This window comes from Roseibium sp. ROS1 (assembly GCF_054658215.1).
This window is the reverse complement of the sequence record NZ_BAAGIG010000001.1, coordinates 1,103,800-1,122,631: the sequence shown is the minus strand read 5'-3', so window position 1 is coordinate 1,122,631 and position 18,832 is coordinate 1,103,800. Positions and strand designations below refer to the sequence as shown.

Sequence of the window (18,832 nt, the reverse complement as noted above, 5' to 3'; positions counted from 1 at the left end):
CCATGAGCGCGGAGATCATCAATCTGCGCATGGTGCGCAAGCAGAAGAACCGTCAGGACAAGGAAAAGACGGCCGAGGACAACCGGCGCAAGTATGGCCGGTCCAAAGCCGAACGTGAGGCGGCCCGCCAACGCCGGGAAACGCTGGAAACCCACGTCGACGGGCATCTTCTGGAAAAACCTGACGGCCCTGATGCCGAACAATCCGATAAAGCAACAACAGACGCGAACACAATCGAAGCCGAACCTTCTGACCCGGGCTCTTCCGGCGATCGCGGCTGACCGCCAATGGCTCTGTTAAAGCGCTCCCTCTCACTTCATGGCCACCGCACCAGCCTCGCGCTGGAACCGGAATTCTGGGACGTCGTCGACGCCTACGCCGACGCCGCGAACAAGTCCCTCGCCGGACTGATTGCCGAAATCGACGACAACCGCGACCCCGATGATCCGCTCTCTTCCGCTGTCAGGATCTGGGCCTTGAAACGGGTCCAAATGGAAGCTGGTCTCATTTCGGAGGGATGAACGGCTGACAATCTGATTTCCGGTCCCCTGCTTTTCGCCTGCCCACAGCGCAGCTAGAAGTGCCCGGACTGCCTCTGAGCTTCAGCCCTCTTGCCGCCTCTGCAACATACATCTCCCTCATCCTGAGGAGCGCGCTTGCGCGCGTCTCGAAGGATGGGCCACTTGCTCAAGAGTGTGCCGCCCATCCTTCGAGACAGCGCTGCGCGCTTCCTCAGGATGAGGGAGAGATTGCTGAAACTTTGAGTGAAAAGGACTGGCGGCTTCTCTTCCGATCGCCGTTCAATGGGCTTCAGGCAACACCTGCCCATATCGACGAGCGAAGGCCCGTCGTACCAGCCTGTCACTGCGCGCCGGGCAGGACCAGCGGCGAGCCGACGTCGCGTGTCAGAAGGTCTTCAATGGAAACCGGCGGGTCCAGGGGTGGCAGGCTGTTCGAAGGAGTGGTGACCGGGGCAGTATCTGGCGCTGCGGTCAGGTCTTCCAGGTCCGGCGTCTCCAACACGGCCCGAATGCGCTCGGCAAAGGGAGCCGCGGCAACAGCCGGGGCCGGTGCCGGGGCTGGCGCAGGCACTGGCGGCGGTGCGGCGCGGGTTTCCCTGCGCGGCGCATCGTTGGTCTTTTGCGGAAGGGCTGAATTTTCCTGCTTGTCCGGATCCGGCTGAGGCTGAATGTCTTCGCCGGACTGCTCTTGCTCAAGACGAAGCTGCTCCTCTTCGGCAGCCCGGGCTGCCTGACGTTCCCGGCGGGCTTCGCCTTCCCGCTGGTTTTTCAGTTCCCGCACAAGCCGGTCACGTTCCAGAATTTCCGCCTGAAGCTTCTCAACGCGTTCAACCTCCCGCTCAAAGGCACGCAGGGTGAGATAGGCGGTAAACGGCGCGATGTCGATGCGGCGTTCCGGAGCCTCGACCGCCCCTTCGAACAACAGTCCGACCTGTGGTTCAGCACCGGTGACCGCGTCCTCGCCCGGATCGACTTTCAACGAGAAATCCGCATCGAGATCGTAACTGGCGAGATTGACTTCGGCACTGCCGAAGATCTCCGCCTTTTCGGCATCGACAACAACGTTACGAGCGCTCAGTCGTCCGCCCACCATTGTCAACGTGCCGTCAACGCGCTTGAACGGAAGACTTCCCGCCGCCATGTGGCTGACGAAAACGTCACGGATCTTGTTCTCCTGAAGGTCCAGTCCCGCATCCACCGCGCGTGTCACCAGCGGGAAGGCCTGCGGATTGAGACCGCGGAAGTCGCCGTTTTCCATCGAGAACGTGCCGCCGCCGTTGAGGCCTGACACGATTGCCGAGATCGAGCGTCCCGCCCCTTCGAATTCCAGATAAAGGTCGAGCGTGCCGGAAGCGACCGCCCTGTTGTCCGGCCGCCAGGACACCTGCCTCAGATCGGCATTGTCCAGTTTCACCCGTCCGGAAGCCGCGGCCTCCGCCTCGGTCCGGCGAATCGAGAGGCTGCCGTCAAGCTGACCACCGGCAAAGGCCCCCTGCAGACCGTCGAGGCGGAACAGGCTGGGAGACAGACGAATTTCGGCACTCGGACCGGTAATGGCGGTGTCTTCGTCCAGCAGCATTCTGTCTGCCTTGAACTGCATGGTCAGGTCGAGGCCGTCCAGAAGCGGCGATCCGAACGGGGTTGTCGGCCAGATGCTTGAACCGTCCCCCGCCGAGAACCACTGATCGGGACCAAGGACCAGTTCCGTCATTGTGCGCAGATCGGCCTCGGACACCGTTATCTCACCGGAAAAACGTCTGTTACGTTCGCCCGGCGCCGGTTCAAGGTCGCCTTCCAGACGACCTTCGAACGTCGTCGTTCCGAGCGAGCCTTCGGCCCTGCTGACAGCCATCGAGCTGCCAATCCCTTCGACATCGACCGAAAGCGCTGCAGGGATCGTGCCGCTCATGACCGGCAGGACCCGGCCGGCCATCAACGCCAGCGGGCCAAGGTCCGATGTCTCTGCGGTCACCGAAACAAGGTATTCCGGCGCCTCATCCTTTTTCAGGGTCAAGGTTCCGTTGGCTTCAACGCTGGATCCGCCGATCTCCGTGGAAAGGTCCGTGGCCAGCCCCTTTGCCGGGATGCCGGAAACATTCAGCGCCAGATGGCCTGTTCCGGCAGCTTCCAAAGGAATGACATCAAACCCGAGCTGCTGCAGAAGTCGGCCGCCATCCGGGCCCTTCAGTTCCACACCGACAGCAACTTCGGCATCGTGCCACTGGTCGACACGGCCCTTGAGCTCGGCATTGATCGCAGCATCGGCGCCGCCCGCGCTCCCATCCAGGCGCAGTGTCATGTCCGTTGCTTCGCCAACCGCAGCCGCCTTCAACTCGGCATCGAACTTGGCAGGCACCAGACTTGCGGCTGCGCGCTCCAACCGTTCAACAAAGACGGTTTCGGGAAACAAACCGCCTGCCAGCGCAACAAGACCGGACAGGTCCCGGGCGTCGAGCGTTCCGGACACAGCTCCCTCGGGCGCCGAAAAGAGATTGCGGATATCACCGGAGACATCGAGCCGGGCGCCTGCAAGGTCATTTGCAAACAGCCTGTCGATCCTGACGCCGCCGTCCGAATACTCTGCCTCCAGCGCCAGACCTTCGCCCTCCACACCGCGTGCCACCACCTGTTTGGCACGAAGGCGCAAGGACACATCGAGCCCTTTTGGATCTGCCGGTTCTCCCGCTTCGACAGCCTGAGGGTGAAGCAGGGCAGCCAGGTTTTCGATCTGGTCCAGATCGAGCCGGTCTGCTTCCAGAGAGAGCGAGAATTCCGAATTGCCGCTGCGTGGAATGCGGTAAGCCAGGCCGCCGCGGGCTTCGGAACCGGCAATGGTCAGACGCAGATTGTCCAGCGCCGCTCCTTCGGGCACCAGGTTCAAGCGTCCTTCCAGGGAAACTGGTTCGATAGTACCGACGCCGGCTTCCTTCTGCCGCCACCAGCTGAGAAGCGACCCCGGCTGGTCCGAGCTGATAGACACCGCACCGCGATAGGTCAAAGACGGCTCGAGGCCGAGGTCGCCCTGGGTGGCAACCGTCGTGCGGCCCGGCAGGCGTCCGGCAAGGCGCGCGACGCGCCAGCCGCCCAGCATGGTTTCAAGATCCAGGCGAACATTCTGGATGATGCCGCCACCGGCCACCAGCGCCGGAACATCCATGGATACGGCACCGTCGATGGACGGCAGCGGCACGACGCGCAGGGCAGCAATCAGCCGTGTTGCCGCCTCGTTGATGTCGACGGGGGATTGCGGTCCGCCTCCCAGCAACCTGTCCAGATCGACCTGCTTCGACTTCGCACGGATTTCAAAACGCTTTTCGCCGGCATAGATCAGATCCGCATTGCCGGTCATGCTCAGGCGCCGGTCTTCGGGACCATAGCGGAACTCGAATTCGGGAACCGCCACCTCGGCGATATCGGCAGTGAACTGCCCTTCCGCCTGCCAGATGTTCGGATCGTTTTCTTCCAGCGCAACAGAGGCGATGGTGAAGCGGCCGTCGAATTCGGGCGCGGCGTCGGCCACCTGAAGCTGACCGTCGAAAGCAAAGTTCACCGGCCTGTTGGTGGGCGTGACTTCGCCTTTGACGCGCAGTCCCGCGTTTTCCTGTGCGCGGCCTGTCGCAAGACTGACCGTATAGGGCGCACCATTCAGCGTGAGACTGCCGGCGCCCCGGAACGGGCCTTCCAGCGAGCGTGCGGACACGACCAGATTTCCGTCATCGATCCGGTTGATTTCGCCAGACCGCGCATCGACGATCGTCAATGCGCCGTCACGGATCGTCACCTTTTCGAAGGACAGGTCATCCGGTGCCAGTTTGGCTATGGTGCCGCTCGACGTCATGGCCGTCAGCCAGTCCAGTCGTCCAGCCTCATCAAGTGAAAGTGACAGGTGCGGACGATCGAGCTCCATGTCGAGAACCCGAATCTCGCCCTTCAGCAGCGACGGAAGCTCGATGCGCATGTCGAAGCGCGACACCACCAGCAGCGGATCTTCGGCACCACCGACACGCACGTCGGAAAAACTGATGGAGGGCGCAGGCAGAAGCCGCAGGTCCGCCTCCCCCAGCACAGTCACCCTGTGCCCGAGTGCGCGCTCCGCATAGCTTTCGAAAGTCGACCGATAGACGGTCCAGTCGATAAAGAACGGCCCGACCAGCGCTGCCACCAGCACCAGAATGACTGTTACACCCAACGTGATGTAGACGGAGTTCAGGCCTTGTCTCCTTGTTCTCCAAAGTCACCGGATATCGTACCGGATAGATGTAGCCGATCCCTGCTGCAGTGCAAACACAGGATTTCCGGCGCCGGCCGGATCGCCGCCCTGCGGCGTCCGGCGGAGCAAAACGAGCTTATTGAACTGATTCGATACAATATCATGACTGCGGCAGGATCTTGCCGGGATTCATCAAATTGTGAGGATCGAGCGCCAGTTTGACAGCGCGCATCACGTCAAGCGCCTCGCCATGTTCCTTGGCCATGTATTTCTGCTTGCCCTGGCCGACACCGTGTTCGCCGGTGCAGGTGCCCCCCATGGCGATCGCCCTGAGCGCAAGCCGTCCGACAAAGTCTTCCGTCCGCTGCTTTTCTTCCGGATCGTCCAGGTTGACCAGGATCTGAACGTGGAAATTTCCGTCACCCACGTGCCCAACGATCGGCGCCAGGAAACCTTCGTTGCGGATATCCTCGGCCGTGGCGGCAACGCAGTCCGCAAGCCGCGAGATCGGCACGCACACGTCCGTCACCATGATGCTGGCTTCAGGCTTCAGCGACTTGCCAGCCCAATAGGCGTCATGCCGGGCTGCCCAAAGTTTCGTCCGGTCTTCGGCCGCTGTCGCCCATTTGAATGGCCCGCCGCCAAACTCCTCGGCAATCGCCGAAAAAGTTTCCGACTGCTCTTGCACCCCGGCTTCAGATCCGTGGAACTCAAGGAAAAGCGTCGGAGTTTCAGGCAGATCCAGCTTGGAATAGATGTTGCAGCCGCGCACCTGAACTTCATCCAGAAGCTCGATACGCGCTACAGGCAGACCCATCTGGATGGTGGTGATCACAGCATTGCAGGCGGACGCCACATCCGGGAACGGGCAGACGCCGCCGGAAATGGCTTCCGGTTGACCGTTCAGGCGCAAGGTCAACTCGGTGATGATGCCGAGCGTGCCTTCCGAGCCGACAAAAAGCCGCGTCAGATCATAACCCGCCGAGGACTTCTTCGCCCGTCCCCCCGTCTTGATGATCCGTCCGTCCGCGGTCACCACGGTGAGGCCGAGGACTGCATCTTTCATCGTGCCGTATCGAACAGCGTTGGTGCCCGATGCACGGGTGGCCGCCATGCCGCCGATGCTGGCATCCGCCCCCGGGTCGATCGGAAAGAACAGGCCGGTGTCGCGAATAAAGCTGTTGAGCTGCTTGCGCGTTACCCCGGCCTCGACCCGGCAATCCAGATCCTGCGCATTGACCTCCAGAATGTTGTTCATACGGGACAGGTCTATGGAAACGCCGCCGAACGGTGCATTCACATGCCCTTCAAGCGAGGACCCCGTGCCGAACGCGATCACGGGAACCTTGTGAGCTGCGCAAATCTTGACGGCTTCGGCGACTTCCTCGGTCGTCTCCGCAAAGACAACTGCATCGGGCGGCTGATTCTTCAACCAGGTGGTGGTGTGGCCATGCTGTTCCCGCAGAGCCATGGACGTGGAGCAACGGTCCTTGAACAGGCCCGTCAGCTTTTCGATGGCAGCGCCGATCGCGCCATTCTTTTCAAGGACTTGCGCTCCGTCGGACGCGGTTGCCAATTCCGGCATTCTCTTTCCTCCTGGGGCCGCGCTTTTGTCTGCGCGGTAAAAAGCCGAATATGTTAGCCCCGGCCCGAAAGGTCAAAGCCTAATGGGCATTTCCCGCAAGGTTGGACACAATGGCGCAAGGAGGATTGTGAAGGTGACTTGGGACGCAATGCCGGTGGAAAGCGAAATCATGACGGTCAGGGACGACTGGATCGATTACAACGGCCATCTGAACATGGCCTATTACAACGTCCTGTTCGATACGGCTGTCGATGAGGTCTTTCACCGTCTCGGCATGGGTCCCGACTATGTGAAGACCCGTGGCGGCTCGTTCTTCACCGCCGAGGTGCATGTGTGCTACCTGCGCGAACTCAGCGCCGGCATGAAGGTGATCGCGACGCTTCAGCTTGTCGATTTCGACGCCAAGCGCGCGCATTTCTATCAGGAACTGCGCCACGCCGAGGAAGGCTGGCTGTCGGCGACATCAGAACAACTGAGTCTTCATGTCGACATGAACGCCCGCAAGGTCGCTCCCTGGCCGGAGGACATTGCGGCCAACCTGACAACCCTGTCGCAAGCTCATGCCAGTCTGCCGCGCCCGGAGCGGGCGGGACGCCATATCGAGATCCGCAAGAAGCCCTGAGCAACTGATCGACTCGAAAACAAAAGCCCGTGGAGCGGCAAACCACTCCACGGGCTGACATCCGAACCGATGGCCTCAGCCGTAGTGGTTGGAGACGACGACGCCGGCGATTTCCTTGGAATCGACCACCCCGACCACATCATCCGGACGCGGAATACGGCCGTCGCCCGACACGATGATCGCGCAACTGCGGTTGCGGTTGTTCATGCGGGTGATCACCGAATTCATGATGTTGGTTGCCGGTGCAATCACGAAATCGCTTGAGAGGATCGCGCGCAGCGTTTGTCCGGCGAAGCGGTCGGCCTGATAAGGAATGGTGCCGAGGCGCACAAAGCCGGCAATCCGGGGCCCGTCGGACGCGATGATATGGGATCCGCCATCGGCACTCACGGCGGAAATCGCTTCCTGGACAGGTGTATCGAGCGGCAGAATCACGAAATTCTTTGCCATCACTTCCTTGATCGGCTGCACCAGATACATGTTGGTGTGCCGGTTGAGCGGGATCGGTTTGCCGCGATGGCGCAGCTTGACCGTGTAGATGTTGTCCTTGATCAGCCAGCGCCGGACACCGACTGCAATCGCGACCGCCAGAACCAGCGGCACGATGACGTTATAGTCCCGGGTCATCTCGAAGATCATCACGATGGCAGTCATCGATGCGCCGGTTGCACCGCCCACGAGCGCTCCCATGCCAACAAGGGCGAATTCCACCGCCGTAAATCCGCTGTCCGGGAACAGGTAGGAACACAGGACACCGACCATGCCGCCAAGCGTCGCACCGATAAACAGCGATGGCGAGAAGACACCGCCGGATGCCCCCGCACCAAGGCTGATCGATGTCGCGATGATTTTCGCAATGAAGAGAACAGCCAGCAGTATGAATGTGTAAGGGGTCGAATTCAGGATATCCTGGATCGTGGCATAGCCGACGCCTGCGGTGTGGTAATGCCCCGTGGTGAGCATCAGGACATAGCTGAGCGTGCCGATGATCAGCATACCGATGATGTTCTGGGTGTAATCATTGCCCGGGAGCTTGGGGAACAGGTCCTCGCACCAGGCGAGCGTGCGAATGAAAGCCCAGGAGGCAATGCCGGCCAGGACGCCGAGCAGTGCATAGGCGCCCAGCTGGATCGGCGCGATGGCTTCGATAGCCTCTTCCGCGGAGATCGGTACGATAAAGGCCGGGTCGAGACCAAAGGCAATCCGGCCAACGTATGTGGCTGTCGCCGTGGCAACGACCACGGGCAGGAAAGTCCGGTTGCTGACCTCGGGCAACAGCATCTCGACAGCAAAGAGCACCCCGCCAAGCGGCGTATTGAAGGTGGCGGCAATCCCCGCCCCTGCCCCAGCAGAAAGCAGCGTGATCTTTTGCCAGCGCGGCAGATGCAGCGCCCGGGCGATCGTTGAACCGAAGGAGGCTCCGATCTGGATGATTGGCCCCTCGCGGCCGACGGATGCACCGGTTCCGATGGAAATCGCAGAGGCAAAGGATTTCACCAGCGCCACCACGCCGCGAACGTCGCCCTTCTTGTGGTAGACCGCGAACATCACCTCCGGCACGCCGTGTCCCTTGGCCTCCGGAGCGAAGGTCTTCACCAGAAACACCACGATCAAACCACCGACGACGGGTACGAGAATGACCAGAGCCCCAAGTGGACTGGCATCGGCAAACTGGTTGGCGTCGTAAACGGTCGAAAATTTTCCGTAGTAGAAAAGATTGTGAACGACCGAGATCAGATATCGGAAGAAAACCGCGCCAATGGCTGCGACGATCCCGATAAAGAACGCCACAAGACACAACATGGGCACAGAAAATACGCGTTCTTCGCGCGCGTCTGGGGGGCCGTCACCGGACAGTGACGGTGTATCGGACGGTTCAACAACGGACATGGCAGGCCAACACTTCTTGGCTGAGAGGGCTACTTCTGGCGATTTGCCGGAGCCCAAAACAGCCGGTCTAGGCGACCGGGATGGCGACATGGCCTGAAGGCTTCGACCCCCTCTCCTTAAACCTGAACACATGAAAATCAAGGGACAAGCCGGATTTTTTCAATTTTGACGGTGAAGTGACGCGGTTCCTCCGTAAAATGGGGCCGTAATTCAGATTGGCTTTTAATCTCAGTTGAGTCACGCCGACCAAATGCCAGACCGATTGAACTTTCTTTACAGGCTCGCCCCTTCCATTCGTTCCGGCATCGCCGGGCTTCTCGCTGGCATCGGGTTCAACTTCAGGGAATTTCTGCGCCAGAAAAGCCATATCGTCTGGCTGCTTGCCCTTCTGATCGGATCTTTCGTCTCCTGGGCGGCCATTATCTTCCGTGAGATCATCAGCCTGGTGCAGCTGCCCTGGCTTGGCACGGCGACGGAACGTGTCGTCAGCGCCGCCGCGACACTGCCGTGGTACATGATCGTTGCCGGGCCCACCATTGGCGGATTGCTGGTTGGCCTGCTGCTTCAGTACATGCAACCGATGCAGAGAACGTTCAGCGTGGCGGACGTGATCGAGGCTCGTGTCAAAGGCGGACGCGGGCTGCCGTTCTGGCCGGGCATATCATCAGCCCTTATCACGGCGTTATCGCTCGGCTCCGGTGCCAGTGCCGGGCGTGAAGGCCCCGTCGTGCACCTGGGAGCAACCATCGGTGCATCCGTCGGGCGCCTGTTTCACCTGCCGGATTCCGCGCACCGCATTCTGCTGGCCTGCGGCGTTGCCAGTGCGGTATCCGCCTCTTTCAACGCGCCTATCGCAGGCGTTCTGTTCGCACACGAGGTCATTCTCGGGCACTATGCGATGTCGGCCATTTCGCCCATCGCGATTGCCGCCGTTACGGGAACCGTATTCTCCCGGCTCTGGTTCGGCGACGTTGCCGCCTTCGTGATCCCGGGACACCAGATCACCTCCTATTGGGAATTTCCCGCCTTTGCGCTTCTGGGCCTGGTTTCCGCCCTCGTGGCAATCCTGTTCCAGTTTGCATTGATTGGAACGGATTGGGTTGCCCGGAACATTTCGATGCCGGTCTGGCTGCGGCCTGTTATCGGCGGTTTCGCGGTCGGGCTCATTGCTCTGGTCTTTCCCGACGTGCTTGGCGTCGGCTACGAGACCACGGACGCCGCCCTCAAGGACCAGTTGCCCCTTGCGATGCTGTTCGCTCTGCTGTTTGCGAAAACGGCCGCGACCGCGATCACGCTGGCGTCCCGTTTTGGTGGCGGCATCTTCTCGCCATCGCTCTATCTGGGGGCAATGACCGGAGGCGCCTTCGGGCTGATTGCCGCCTCCGTCTTTCCCGAACTGGCTTCAAGCGAGGGGCTATACGCGATCCTGGGAATGGGGGCCGTTGCAGCAGCAGTTCTCGGCGCGCCCTTTTCAACAACCATGATCGTTTTCGAATTGACCGGCGGCTACACGCTCTCGATCGCCCTGCTGCTGACCGTGTCGATTGCAACGGGCCTGACGCAGGCCGTTCATGGCAAATCCTATTTCCACTGGCTACTTGGCTTGCGCGGCTATTTCGTGAATGACGGCATCCACCGCTTTCTGGGAGAAACGGTCAAGGTGAAGGATTTCATGGACCCTCCCCCGGCCAATGAGGAGGATTGCATTTTCCGGCCCGGTCAGGACGGCAGCTACCTTCATGATACCGACTCGCTTGAAAGCGCACTGAAAAGCTTCGATTCCTGCGGAGAAGCATTGCTTCCCGTCGTCAGCACCAAAGATGCAACCAGGATCGTCGGACAGGCGCGCCACGTAAAGGCGCTCAATCACTTCAACTCGGAGCTGATCAAGGCCAACGAGGAAGAGCACCACTAACGGACACCTGCAGGAATTCCGCCTAGAGGATAGTCCGCAAGGTCAGAATTTCGAAGGTTCCGTTACCAGGATCTTGCCCGCATAGCGATGCGATGCCTTGCCTTTCAGGCGGAATTGCAGATCCTTCTGGGCCATGTAGAACCGGGCCTGGCGCCCCCTGAGGCCTGGCAGATCGAACGGGTCAAGCCCCGCCCACGGCAGGAATGGATTTCGACGCAGCGAGCCATAAATGCCCACGCGTACCGACGGCCGCTTGCTGGCGGCACGCGCATGAAAGCCGTGGGTATCGGCAACGACCAGCGTGTTGCCGGGAACTGCAAACCTCACCGGCTCGGGATATTTCAGCCGACCCAGTTCTTCCGGAGCAAGGCGGAAGGAACCGCGAGCATGCAGCGTATTCTTGTCGCCACAGGCCGACAGGCTCTGTTCACGTTCCCATTCCAGCCGTTCCGGCGTCAGCCGGTGCGATCCGGGAATATACGTGAAAGGTCCCTCGGCATCATCGATGTCATAGAGGAAGAACCAAGATTTCGCGGTCTGGTGGAAGGTGTCGGAATGGAACGCCGTTTGCGGGTCGGCCTTCCGCTTGGTGTCCGGATTGGTCATGACGATATGCAGGTAGACCAGTGGATCACCATTGGTCGAACCGACATAACGCAGACCGTTCTGGAACGGCTTGCTCCAGACGAAGGCCTTCAGATGAGGCAAATCTGCAAGCACACTGGGCGGCAGGGGAACGAACCGCGTGACGGCATTGCCCTGGCGCATGTCCCAGGCATCGAAGCGCGTTGTTTCGACTTCCTTGCGCAGCGCCGCCAGTTCATCTTCCGGCAGAAGGTTGCGGGTGGCGATAAATCCGTCTCTTGCATAAGCTGCGCGATCAGCTTCCGGCAGCAGGTGTTCCAACCTGCGGCGGCGCGAATCCGCCATGGATTCCGCCAGCTTGATGCGCTTGGCGTGCAACCCGGCCTCGTTCAGCCGGCGGCTGCCAATCAGCGGGTTGTCCCGAAACGACTTGGCTCCGGTTGCCAGCTCGGCAGCGTAGAGCGGCATCTTGAGAACATCCGCGGCGCGCATTGAAAAACCTCAGCTCGATAAACAAGAATTCAAAATAGGAAGGCCGGTCGAAACCGGCCTTCAGGATCTTTTAGATCGCTTTTGTCGCCTGTTCCAGCCAGATCCGCTCTTTCGCGCCCACAAGCGGACCGATCTCGGCACGGACCCTCTCATGATACCGGTTCAACCAGTCGCGCTCGGCCACCGTCAGCAGAACAGGCTCAATCAACCGAAGATCCATGGGCACAAGGGTGATCGTTTCGAAGCCGAGCATCGGGCGTTCCCCACCCGGCAAATCACTCGCAGGCGTGACGACTTCCAGGTTTTCGATCCGGATGCCGTATTCGCCCGCCGGATAGTAGCCTGGCTCATTCGACAGGATCATGCCCGGTTTCAGCGGCACCGTGCCGGTTTTGGCAATGCGCTGTGGTCCTTCGTGAACGCTGAGGTAGGCTCCGACGCCGTGACCGGTGCCATGGTCGAAATCAAGACCGGCCTTCCACAGATCGATCCGGGCAAGCGTATCGAGCTGCGCACCCGTGGTGCCTTCCGGGAACTTTGCCGTCGAGATCGCAATATGTCCCTTCAGCACCAGCGTGTAGTGCTTCTTCATCTCCGTGCCGACTTCCCCGACCGCAAGTGTGCGGGTGATGTCGGTGGTACCGTCTTCGTACTGGGCACCCGAATCGATCAGGAACGGTTTGCCGACCGGGATCTTGAGATTGCTGGACCGGCTGACCCTGTAATGGCAAATCGCCCCGTTCGGGCCCGCACCGGAAATCGTATCGAAGGAAATATCCTTCAGAACACCGGTTTCCTGGCGGAACTGTTCAAGCTTTTCCGCAGCGGCGATCTCATCGAGATCGCCCTTGGGGGCAACTTCGTCAAACCAGCACAGAAAATTGACGAAAGCAGCTGCATCGCGGACATGTGCGGCGCGCGCACCTTTCAGTTCCGTCTCGTTCTTGATCGCCTTCGGCAGCAGGATCGGGTCTTGTGCTTCCAGCAAGGTTCCACCTGCCTTGGTGATGGCGTCGGCGATGCCGATCCCCGCCAGGCCCGGATCAATCATCACCCTGGCACCAGCCTTGCCGAGACCCTCCAGCCTCGGCTTGAAATCAGCCGGTTCACTGAGGTCCGTCAGATCGGCGAGTGCATCGCGAACAGAATTGGACAACTTGCGGCCATCAATGAACAGGGACGGCTTGCCTTCTGCCGGAACCGTGGCGAAGGAGAGCGGCAACGGCGTATGGGTGACGTCAGACCCACGGATATTGAACAGCCAGGCAATCGAGTCGGGCTGCGTCAGCACGCAGGCATCCGCCTTCTTGTCTGCGAGGGCCGACTGGATTTCGGCAATCTTGTCCTTCGCACCACGTCCGGCAAGCTCAACCGGATAGAGAAAAACCTGACCAAGCGGCGGCTCCGGACGGTCCTTCCAGACACTGTCAACCGGGTTGTCGTTCAGCTTGACCAAAGTGGCGCCGGCCGACTCACAAATCTCCTCGAGACGGCGAACCTCTCTCACCGTGTGCAGCATGGCATCGATGCCCAGCTTCTGCCCCGGTTGCAGTCGTTCGGCCAGCCAGTCGGTCACGGGCTCATTGACAAGATGGCGCGCCGGAAAGACCGCCATGTCGACCTGGTCACGCACCTGAATGGTGTATCGGCCGTCAACGAAAATAGCGGCTTCTTCCCCCAGAACCCCCGCCATGCCGGCAGATCCCGTAAAGCCTGTCAGCCACTGGAGGCGGCAATCATGCGGCGGCACATATTCGCCCTGATGCGCATCGGCGCGCGGCACGAGAAAGCCGTCGAGACCACGGCGGGAGAGTTCGGCTCTGAGAAGCGCCGCATGCGGCGCGCCACAGGAAGGATCACTAAGATCGTCAAAGGTCTGGAACATGGCCGCAAGATAATTTCGCGGCCCCATCCGATCAAGCTGGATAATTATTCCGCTTGAATTGGTTCAGCAGCATTATCTTCCTCATATTTTGCATTGCAGCAAAATCTTTCGCATATGCGAAGAGCGCAAGGCTGGCATGCGTTTCGAGGCCTACCTGAGGTCCCGGCAAAAGCGCATATAGGGTTCAGACAAGAAAAAAGACGTTTCTCCCTAGGGAAGCTCTTAAACTTCAAATGGGAATGACCACGATGACCATGAAAACAACCACCTCGACCCGCGCCGGCGGCAGCTTCATGCGCCGCGCTTTCGACCGCATGATTGAAGCCCGCTCCATCCAGGCACGCCGCTATGTCAACGGCTACCTGCTGTCACTGGACGACGCGACCCTGGCCTCCCACGGCTACGACCGCGCCCAGCTCGAGCGCGAAGGCACCTCTACCAGCGCGTTCTAAGGGGCTCAGGACGGTTTAAGTAAAAACCACTGTGCACAAGAAAAGACCCGCCGAAAATTTCGGCGGGTCTTTTTGTATCTGCAGTCAAGATTTCCGGGCACCGGAATAAAAGAAACGGCTCTCCCCTTCCCTCATCCTGCGGAGCCTGGCGACGACAAGCGCCTTGCAGGCGAGGACATGATCATCGCTGTTTCCTGGCAGATGGCGGACGCAGTCAGGCCTGTTTACGTCCCCGCACAAGTGTAAGCGTCAACCAGCCGTCCTTTTCGCCGCGCCTGTCCAGAATGAACCCCTGACAACCGTAGGCGAACAGGATCCGGGGACCGTCTTCCACCCTGAGGCCGGACAGCACGAGGGTTGCGGTCGGCGTCATGCGTTCACCGATGGACTTCGCCATCTTCATCAGCGGCCGCGCCAGGATGTTGGCGATCACCAGGTCGAACGGACCAAAGAGACGGAAGCGGCGGTCTTCAATTCCGTTGGCGGTAAAGCCACGAACAAGATGCCCCGCACCATTGAGCCGGGCGTTTTCCAGCGCTGTTTTCGTCGCAACAGGGTCGATATCGGTTGCAAGAACCAACTGGCGGGATTGAAGCGCAGCGGCGATTGCCAGCACGCCTGTTCCCGTTCCAAGATCGAGAATGCTGTCATACGCGCGCATGGACAAAAGCCTGTCGATTTCCTCCAGGCAACCCGCGGTCGTGCCATGGTGACCGGTTCCGAAGGCAAGCGCGGCTTCGATCTCGATGCCGATGGCCCCACCTGGAACCTTGTCCCTATCGTGGCTGCCGTGAACAACGAAACGACCGGCTTTTACCGGCTTCAGCCCTTCAAGGCTCTTCTCGACCCAATTGATATCCGGCAGTTCTTCTGCTTCCAGCGGCGCGGCAAATGCATCGGCGCCGACACGGTCGCGCACCGTCGCAGCCGCCTCTTCCGGCTCCATGTCGAACAGAAGAATTTCAGCAGCCCACAGGCGTCCGTCCGGCGTTGCTTCGTAGATGGTCACCGGATTGCCGTCGTCCTCAAACGCCCGTTCAAGAATCTCGGAGATCCGCTTGGCTTCCAGTTCTTCAGCCGTGATCCGCACCCGGATGGTTTTCATCGCCGCTCGCGCCTGTGGTTATTGGGGTCAAGGCGTGCGGTATAGCGGGAAGCGGCCAGCGATGCCAGCTTGAAACGGTCCCGGGACTGGGCAAACCGGGTCTGTGCCCCATTTCATTGGGAAATGCGAGGAAACACCCATGACTTGCCCCCGTTCGCACCTAAACTGGCTGCAAGTGACCGGATGTCTGGTTGCTGCCCTTCTTTGCCTCCAGCTTCTCATCCTCCCCGCCTGGGCAACGTCCGAGCAGGATCAACTGTTTGAAGCCTTGAAGAACGCTCCGAATGAAGAGGCGGCCAGCAAGATCGAAGATAGCATCTGGCACACCTGGCTGGATGCCGCTCCCACGCCAGAGATCCGGAAGAAGGTGGACGAAGCCATGCGTAAACGAGGATCCTATGACTTTCAGGGTGCGAAGGATCTGCTCGACACGGTCGTGGAAGAGGCACCGGATTACTCGGAAGGCTGGAACCAGCGTGCCTTCATCCTCTTCCTGCAGGGTAATTACGAAGCCAGCCTCGAAGATATCGAACGCGCCCTTGCTCTGGAACCACGGCACTTTGGCGCCTTGTCCGGCAAGGCAATCATCTTCATGACGCTCGGCAGGGTGCAATTGGGCCAGGAAGTGCTGCGTGAGGCCGTCGGTATACATCCCTACCTGAAGGAGCGCGACATGCTGATCAAACCGCAAGGTGTCGATCTCTAGAACGGTCCCAGACTCAAAGTGTCTCAGGCCTTGCGGCCAACCCAAGGATACATCAGGTGCGAGACCAAATTCCCGGTTCTATTGGAGCGTAGCCGTCAGAAGCAGTTCACCGGACTGGTTTTCGCAACCAGCCGGTCAGTGCCGTTCGACGAAACTGTCGATGACCTTCTTCACCCCTGCCTTTTCAAAGTCGATGGTCAGCTTGTTTCCCTCGATCGACTTGATGGCGCCATAGCCGAACTTGATGTGGAACACGCGCTCGCCCAGAGAGAATTGCGATGGCGTGTCACTGACGGATTTCGCCACCAGCTCTCCTTCGATGGTCAACGGCCCCTGACGCTTTTGCCGCGCGGACTGATACCCACGGCCGCCGCCATCGGAAAATCCGCTGGAGGACTGCTTGGCACGCTGCGCACGTTGCCAGCCCGGCGTGGAGTAGCTACCCTTGTCGAAGGGATCATGACTGTCGAACCGGGACGGTCCGTAACCGCCACCGCCATAGCCGCCATAGCTGGACGAAGCTTCGGCAATCTCGACATGGTCCGGCGGCAGTTCATCCAGAAACCGTGAGGGAACGGTGGACTGCCAGAGGCCGTGAATGCGCCGGTTGGACGCGAAATAGAGCTTTGCGCGTTTCTTCGCTCGGGTGATGCCGACATAGGCCAACCGGCGCTCTTCCTCCAGACCGGCGCGACCGGATTCATCCAGCGCGCGCTGGTGGGGAAACAGCCCCTCTTCCCAGCCGGGCAGGAACACCGTGTCGAATTCCAGCCCCTTGGCCGAGTGTAGCGTCATGATGGATACGGCGTCGGTCGCATCCGCGCTGTCCCGGTCCATGACGAGGGAAATGTGCTCCAGGAAACCGGCCATGGATTCAAATTCGTCCATAGACCGGATCAGTTCCTTCAGGTTATCGAGCCGTCCGGGCGCTTCCGCCGAGCGGTCCTGCCGCCACATCTCGGTGTAACCGCTCTCATCGAGGATGATTTCCGCCAGTTCGGTGTGTTTCATCTGGTCGAGCTGACGCCGCCAGCGCTCGAAGTTGTCGAGGACGGACTTCAGCGCGTTGCGTGGCTTTGGCTTCAGTTCTTCGGTATCGATAAGCTGGCTTGCCGCCTGCATCAGTGGAATACGCTCTGCCCGGGCAACGCCATGGACCAGTTTCAGCGTCGCATCGCCAAGACCGCGCTTCGGCGTGTTGACAATGCGCTCAAACGCCAGATCGTCCGCGGGTTGCGCGACACAGCGGAAATACGCCATGGCGTCGCGGATTTCCATGCGCTCATAAAAGCGCGGACCGCCGATGACTCTGTAATTAAGCCCCAGCGTGACAAACCGGTCTTCGAACTCGCGCATCTGGAAGGATGCCCGCACCAGAACCGCCATTTCATTGAGCGAATGACCTCGCGACTGAAGCGTCTCGATCTCGTCGCCGATGGTGCGCGCTTCTTCTTCGCTGTCCCAGACGGAGGCCACCGACACCAGGTCGTGGTCGGGTTCCTCGAAATCGGTGAACAGCGTCTTGCCGAGACGGCCTTCGTTGAAGGCAATCAGGTGGGATGCGGCAGCCAGGATATGGCTGGTTGAGCGGTAATTGCGCTCCAGGCGAATGACGACGGCGCCCTTGAAGTCATGTTCGAAGCGCAGGATGTTATCGACTTCCGCGCCGCGCCAGCCGTAGATCGACTGGTCATCATCACCGACACAGCAGACATTCGGGTTGCCCTGGGCCAGCAGCCGCAGCCACAGGTACTGCGCGATGTTGGTGTCCTGATATTCGTCCACCAGCATGTAGCGGAAGCGGCGCTGATATTCCTTGAGGACATCCGGCTGCGTCTTGAACAACGTGATGACATGCAAAAGCAGGTCACCGAAATCGGCCACGTTCAGGATCGACAGGCGCTCCTGATATTCCTCGTAGAGCTTTCGGCCCTTGCCGTTGGCAAACGCCCGCGCCTCGCCTTCCGGGATATCCTTTGGCCCAAGAGCCCGGTTTTTCCAACCATCCAGCATCCCGGCAAAGGCCTTGGCCGTCCAGCGCTTGTCGTCCAGCCCTTCGGCCTGGATGATCTGCTTGATAAGGCGGATCTGATCGTCGGTATCGAGGATCGAGAAGGACGATTTCAAGCCGACAAGTTCGGCATGCTTGCGCAGGATCTTCACACAGATGGAGTGGAACGTGCCGAGCCACGCCATGCCTTCCACATTGCCGCCGACAAAACCGGCAATGCGTTCCTTCATCTCGCGCGAAGCCTTGTTGGTGAACGTGACAGCCAGAATTTCGGACGGCCGCGCCAAGCCGGTTGCCAGGATATGGGCGATGCGTGTTGTCAGAACACGGGTCTTGCCCGTGCCGGCACCAGCCAGCACCAGAACCGGCCCTTCGGTCGTTTCCACCGCCAGCCGCTGCTCCGGGTTCAGCCCCGTCAGATAGTCCGGTGCCCGCCGTGCCGCCATCGCCCTGGCCGCGATCCCTCCTTGCGGCCGCACGGGAGCAGGCGCGGACTCCGCCCGCGTGCCGATAGGCTGGAATGGATCGTCAAAGGAATCGTCGTACCCGTCCGGGTCGGTCATGGTTTACTGGTCCGGTTTCAAGCGCTTGTTTTGAGAACAATATAGCAACATACCGGCGCTGGCGAGGCAGGAATGACCGATTTGGTGGGGACAAGAAGCGGGCTTTTCTTATTTGAACCGGCAACTGCGTGAGGCCGCCTCTTTTGACAAAGCCGCGACAGATTTCAGGAACCCCAGAGGTTTGCGGTTCCAGCGAGCACAGAGGGTACTGGATCCCGGTCTTGCCGCTGCGCGTCAAACCGGGATGACAAGAAGCAAATCCATGCTCTGAAGCCTCTCTCTTGTCATCC

General features: G+C 60.2%; 13 protein-coding genes. 6 read left to right on the top strand and 7 right to left on the bottom strand.

Annotated features, from left to right (window positions below):
* Positions 1-2: 2 nt before the first annotated feature.
* Together ACYQ6M_RS04995 and ACYQ6M_RS04990 are read left to right on the top strand one after the other, a co-directional pair.
* Positions 3-281 (top strand): DUF4169 family protein, encoded by a 279-nt coding sequence (locus ACYQ6M_RS04995; RefSeq protein ID WP_460072494.1) that lies wholly within the window; start codon positions 3-5, stop codon positions 279-281.
* Between the two features lie 6 nt (positions 282-287).
* Positions 288-521: a ribbon-helix-helix domain-containing protein gene (locus ACYQ6M_RS04990; protein ID WP_152506015.1), complete on the top strand. Its 234-nt coding sequence runs from the start codon at positions 288-290 to the stop codon at positions 519-521.
* Between the two features lie 340 nt (positions 522-861).
* Here ACYQ6M_RS04990 and ACYQ6M_RS04985 read toward each other — a convergent pair whose 3' ends face one another.
* Together ACYQ6M_RS04985 and ACYQ6M_RS04980 are read right to left on the bottom strand one after the other, a co-directional pair.
* Positions 862-4,710, bottom strand: coding sequence for an AsmA family protein (locus tag ACYQ6M_RS04985; protein WP_460072492.1), 3,849 nt, complete (start codon positions 4,708-4,710; stop codon positions 862-864).
* A gap of 181 nt (positions 4,711-4,891) precedes the next feature.
* On the bottom strand, positions 4,892-6,316 hold the full coding sequence (locus ACYQ6M_RS04980) for an FAD-binding oxidoreductase (RefSeq protein ID WP_023000515.1): 1,425 nt from the start codon (positions 6,314-6,316) through the stop codon (positions 4,892-4,894).
* Between the two features lie 82 nt (positions 6,317-6,398).
* On the opposite strand from ACYQ6M_RS04980, the gene ACYQ6M_RS04975 reads away from it, so the two are divergent.
* Complete coding sequence (locus ACYQ6M_RS04975) at positions 6,399-6,938, top strand: thioesterase family protein (protein ID WP_460072490.1); 540 nt, start codon at positions 6,399-6,401, stop codon at positions 6,936-6,938.
* Positions 6,939-7,013: 75 nt separating this feature from the next.
* On the opposite strand, the gene ACYQ6M_RS04970 is transcribed toward ACYQ6M_RS04975, so the two are convergent.
* Entirely contained in the window at positions 7,014-8,828 is a 1,815-nt protein-coding gene (locus tag ACYQ6M_RS04970; protein ID WP_023014552.1) for a chloride channel protein, read from the bottom strand.
* Positions 8,829-9,078: 250 nt separating this feature from the next.
* Here ACYQ6M_RS04970 and ACYQ6M_RS04965 point away from each other — a divergent pair, with 250 nt between their 5' ends.
* Positions 9,079-10,743 (top strand): chloride channel protein, encoded by a 1,665-nt coding sequence (locus ACYQ6M_RS04965; protein ID WP_055655450.1) that lies wholly within the window; start codon positions 9,079-9,081, stop codon positions 10,741-10,743.
* A gap of 42 nt (positions 10,744-10,785) precedes the next feature.
* On the opposite strand, the gene ACYQ6M_RS04960 is transcribed toward ACYQ6M_RS04965, so the two are convergent.
* Both ACYQ6M_RS04960 and ACYQ6M_RS04955 read right to left on the bottom strand, forming a co-directional pair.
* Entirely contained in the window at positions 10,786-11,820 is a 1,035-nt protein-coding gene (locus tag ACYQ6M_RS04960) for a phytanoyl-CoA dioxygenase family protein (RefSeq protein ID WP_055655452.1), read from the bottom strand.
* A 70-nt stretch (positions 11,821-11,890) separates the two neighbouring features.
* Positions 11,891-13,705, bottom strand: coding sequence for an aminopeptidase P family protein (locus ACYQ6M_RS04955; protein ID WP_460072487.1), 1,815 nt, complete (start codon positions 13,703-13,705; stop codon positions 11,891-11,893).
* A gap of 233 nt (positions 13,706-13,938) precedes the next feature.
* On the opposite strand from ACYQ6M_RS04955, the gene ACYQ6M_RS04950 reads away from it, so the two are divergent.
* A complete protein-coding gene (locus tag ACYQ6M_RS04950; RefSeq protein ID WP_077292356.1) occupies positions 13,939-14,157 on the top strand; it encodes a hypothetical protein in 219 nt (72 codons plus the stop codon).
* Positions 14,158-14,371: 214 nt separating this feature from the next.
* Here the strand turns inward: ACYQ6M_RS04950 and ACYQ6M_RS04945 are convergent, their stop codons facing one another.
* Positions 14,372-15,262 carry a 50S ribosomal protein L11 methyltransferase gene (locus tag ACYQ6M_RS04945; protein ID WP_023000508.1) on the bottom strand — a complete coding sequence of 297 codons (891 nt, stop codon included), beginning with the start codon at positions 15,260-15,262 and terminating at the stop codon, positions 14,372-14,374.
* 139 nt (positions 15,263-15,401) lie between these two features.
* Here ACYQ6M_RS04945 and ACYQ6M_RS04940 point away from each other — a divergent pair, with 139 nt between their 5' ends.
* Positions 15,402-15,968 (top strand): tetratricopeptide repeat protein, encoded by a 567-nt coding sequence (locus ACYQ6M_RS04940; protein ID WP_460072484.1) that lies wholly within the window; start codon positions 15,402-15,404, stop codon positions 15,966-15,968.
* Between the two features lie 135 nt (positions 15,969-16,103).
* Here the strand turns inward: ACYQ6M_RS04940 and ACYQ6M_RS04935 are convergent, their stop codons facing one another.
* Positions 16,104-18,542 (bottom strand): ATP-dependent helicase, encoded by a 2,439-nt coding sequence (locus ACYQ6M_RS04935; RefSeq protein WP_460072482.1) that lies wholly within the window; start codon positions 18,540-18,542, stop codon positions 16,104-16,106.
* Between the last annotated feature and the right edge of the window lie 290 nt (positions 18,543-18,832).

What these genes read in the sequence shown, in the direction of transcription:
- ACYQ6M_RS04995 (WP_460072494.1), top strand. Translation starts at nt 3, where the DNA reads ATGAGCGCGGAGATCATCAATCTGCGCATGGTGCGCAAGCAGAAGAAC.
- ACYQ6M_RS04990 (WP_152506015.1), top strand. Translation starts at nt 288, where the DNA reads ATGGCTCTGTTAAAGCGCTCCCTCTCACTTCATGGCCACCGCACCAGC.
- ACYQ6M_RS04980 (WP_023000515.1), bottom strand. Translation starts at nt 6,316, where the DNA reads ATGCCGGAATTGGCAACCGCGTCCGACGGAGCGCAAGTCCTTGAAAAG.
- ACYQ6M_RS04975 (WP_460072490.1), top strand. Translation starts at nt 6,399, where the DNA reads ATGGGCATTTCCCGCAAGGTTGGACACAATGGCGCAAGGAGGATTGTG.
- ACYQ6M_RS04970 (WP_023014552.1), bottom strand. Translation starts at nt 8,828, where the DNA reads ATGTCCGTTGTTGAACCGTCCGATACACCGTCACTGTCCGGTGACGGC.
- ACYQ6M_RS04965 (WP_055655450.1), top strand. Translation starts at nt 9,079, where the DNA reads ATGCCAGACCGATTGAACTTTCTTTACAGGCTCGCCCCTTCCATTCGT.
- ACYQ6M_RS04960 (WP_055655452.1), bottom strand. Translation starts at nt 11,820, where the DNA reads ATGCGCGCCGCGGATGTTCTCAAGATGCCGCTCTACGCTGCCGAGCTG.
- ACYQ6M_RS04955 (WP_460072487.1), bottom strand. Translation starts at nt 13,705, where the DNA reads ATGTTCCAGACCTTTGACGATCTTAGTGATCCTTCCTGTGGCGCGCCG.
- ACYQ6M_RS04950 (WP_077292356.1), top strand. Translation starts at nt 13,939, where the DNA reads ATGGGAATGACCACGATGACCATGAAAACAACCACCTCGACCCGCGCC.
- ACYQ6M_RS04945 (WP_023000508.1), bottom strand. Translation starts at nt 15,262, where the DNA reads ATGAAAACCATCCGGGTGCGGATCACGGCTGAAGAACTGGAAGCCAAG.
- ACYQ6M_RS04940 (WP_460072484.1), top strand. Translation starts at nt 15,402, where the DNA reads ATGACTTGCCCCCGTTCGCACCTAAACTGGCTGCAAGTGACCGGATGT.
- ACYQ6M_RS04935 (WP_460072482.1), bottom strand. Translation starts at nt 18,542, where the DNA reads ATGACCGACCCGGACGGGTACGACGATTCCTTTGACGATCCATTCCAG.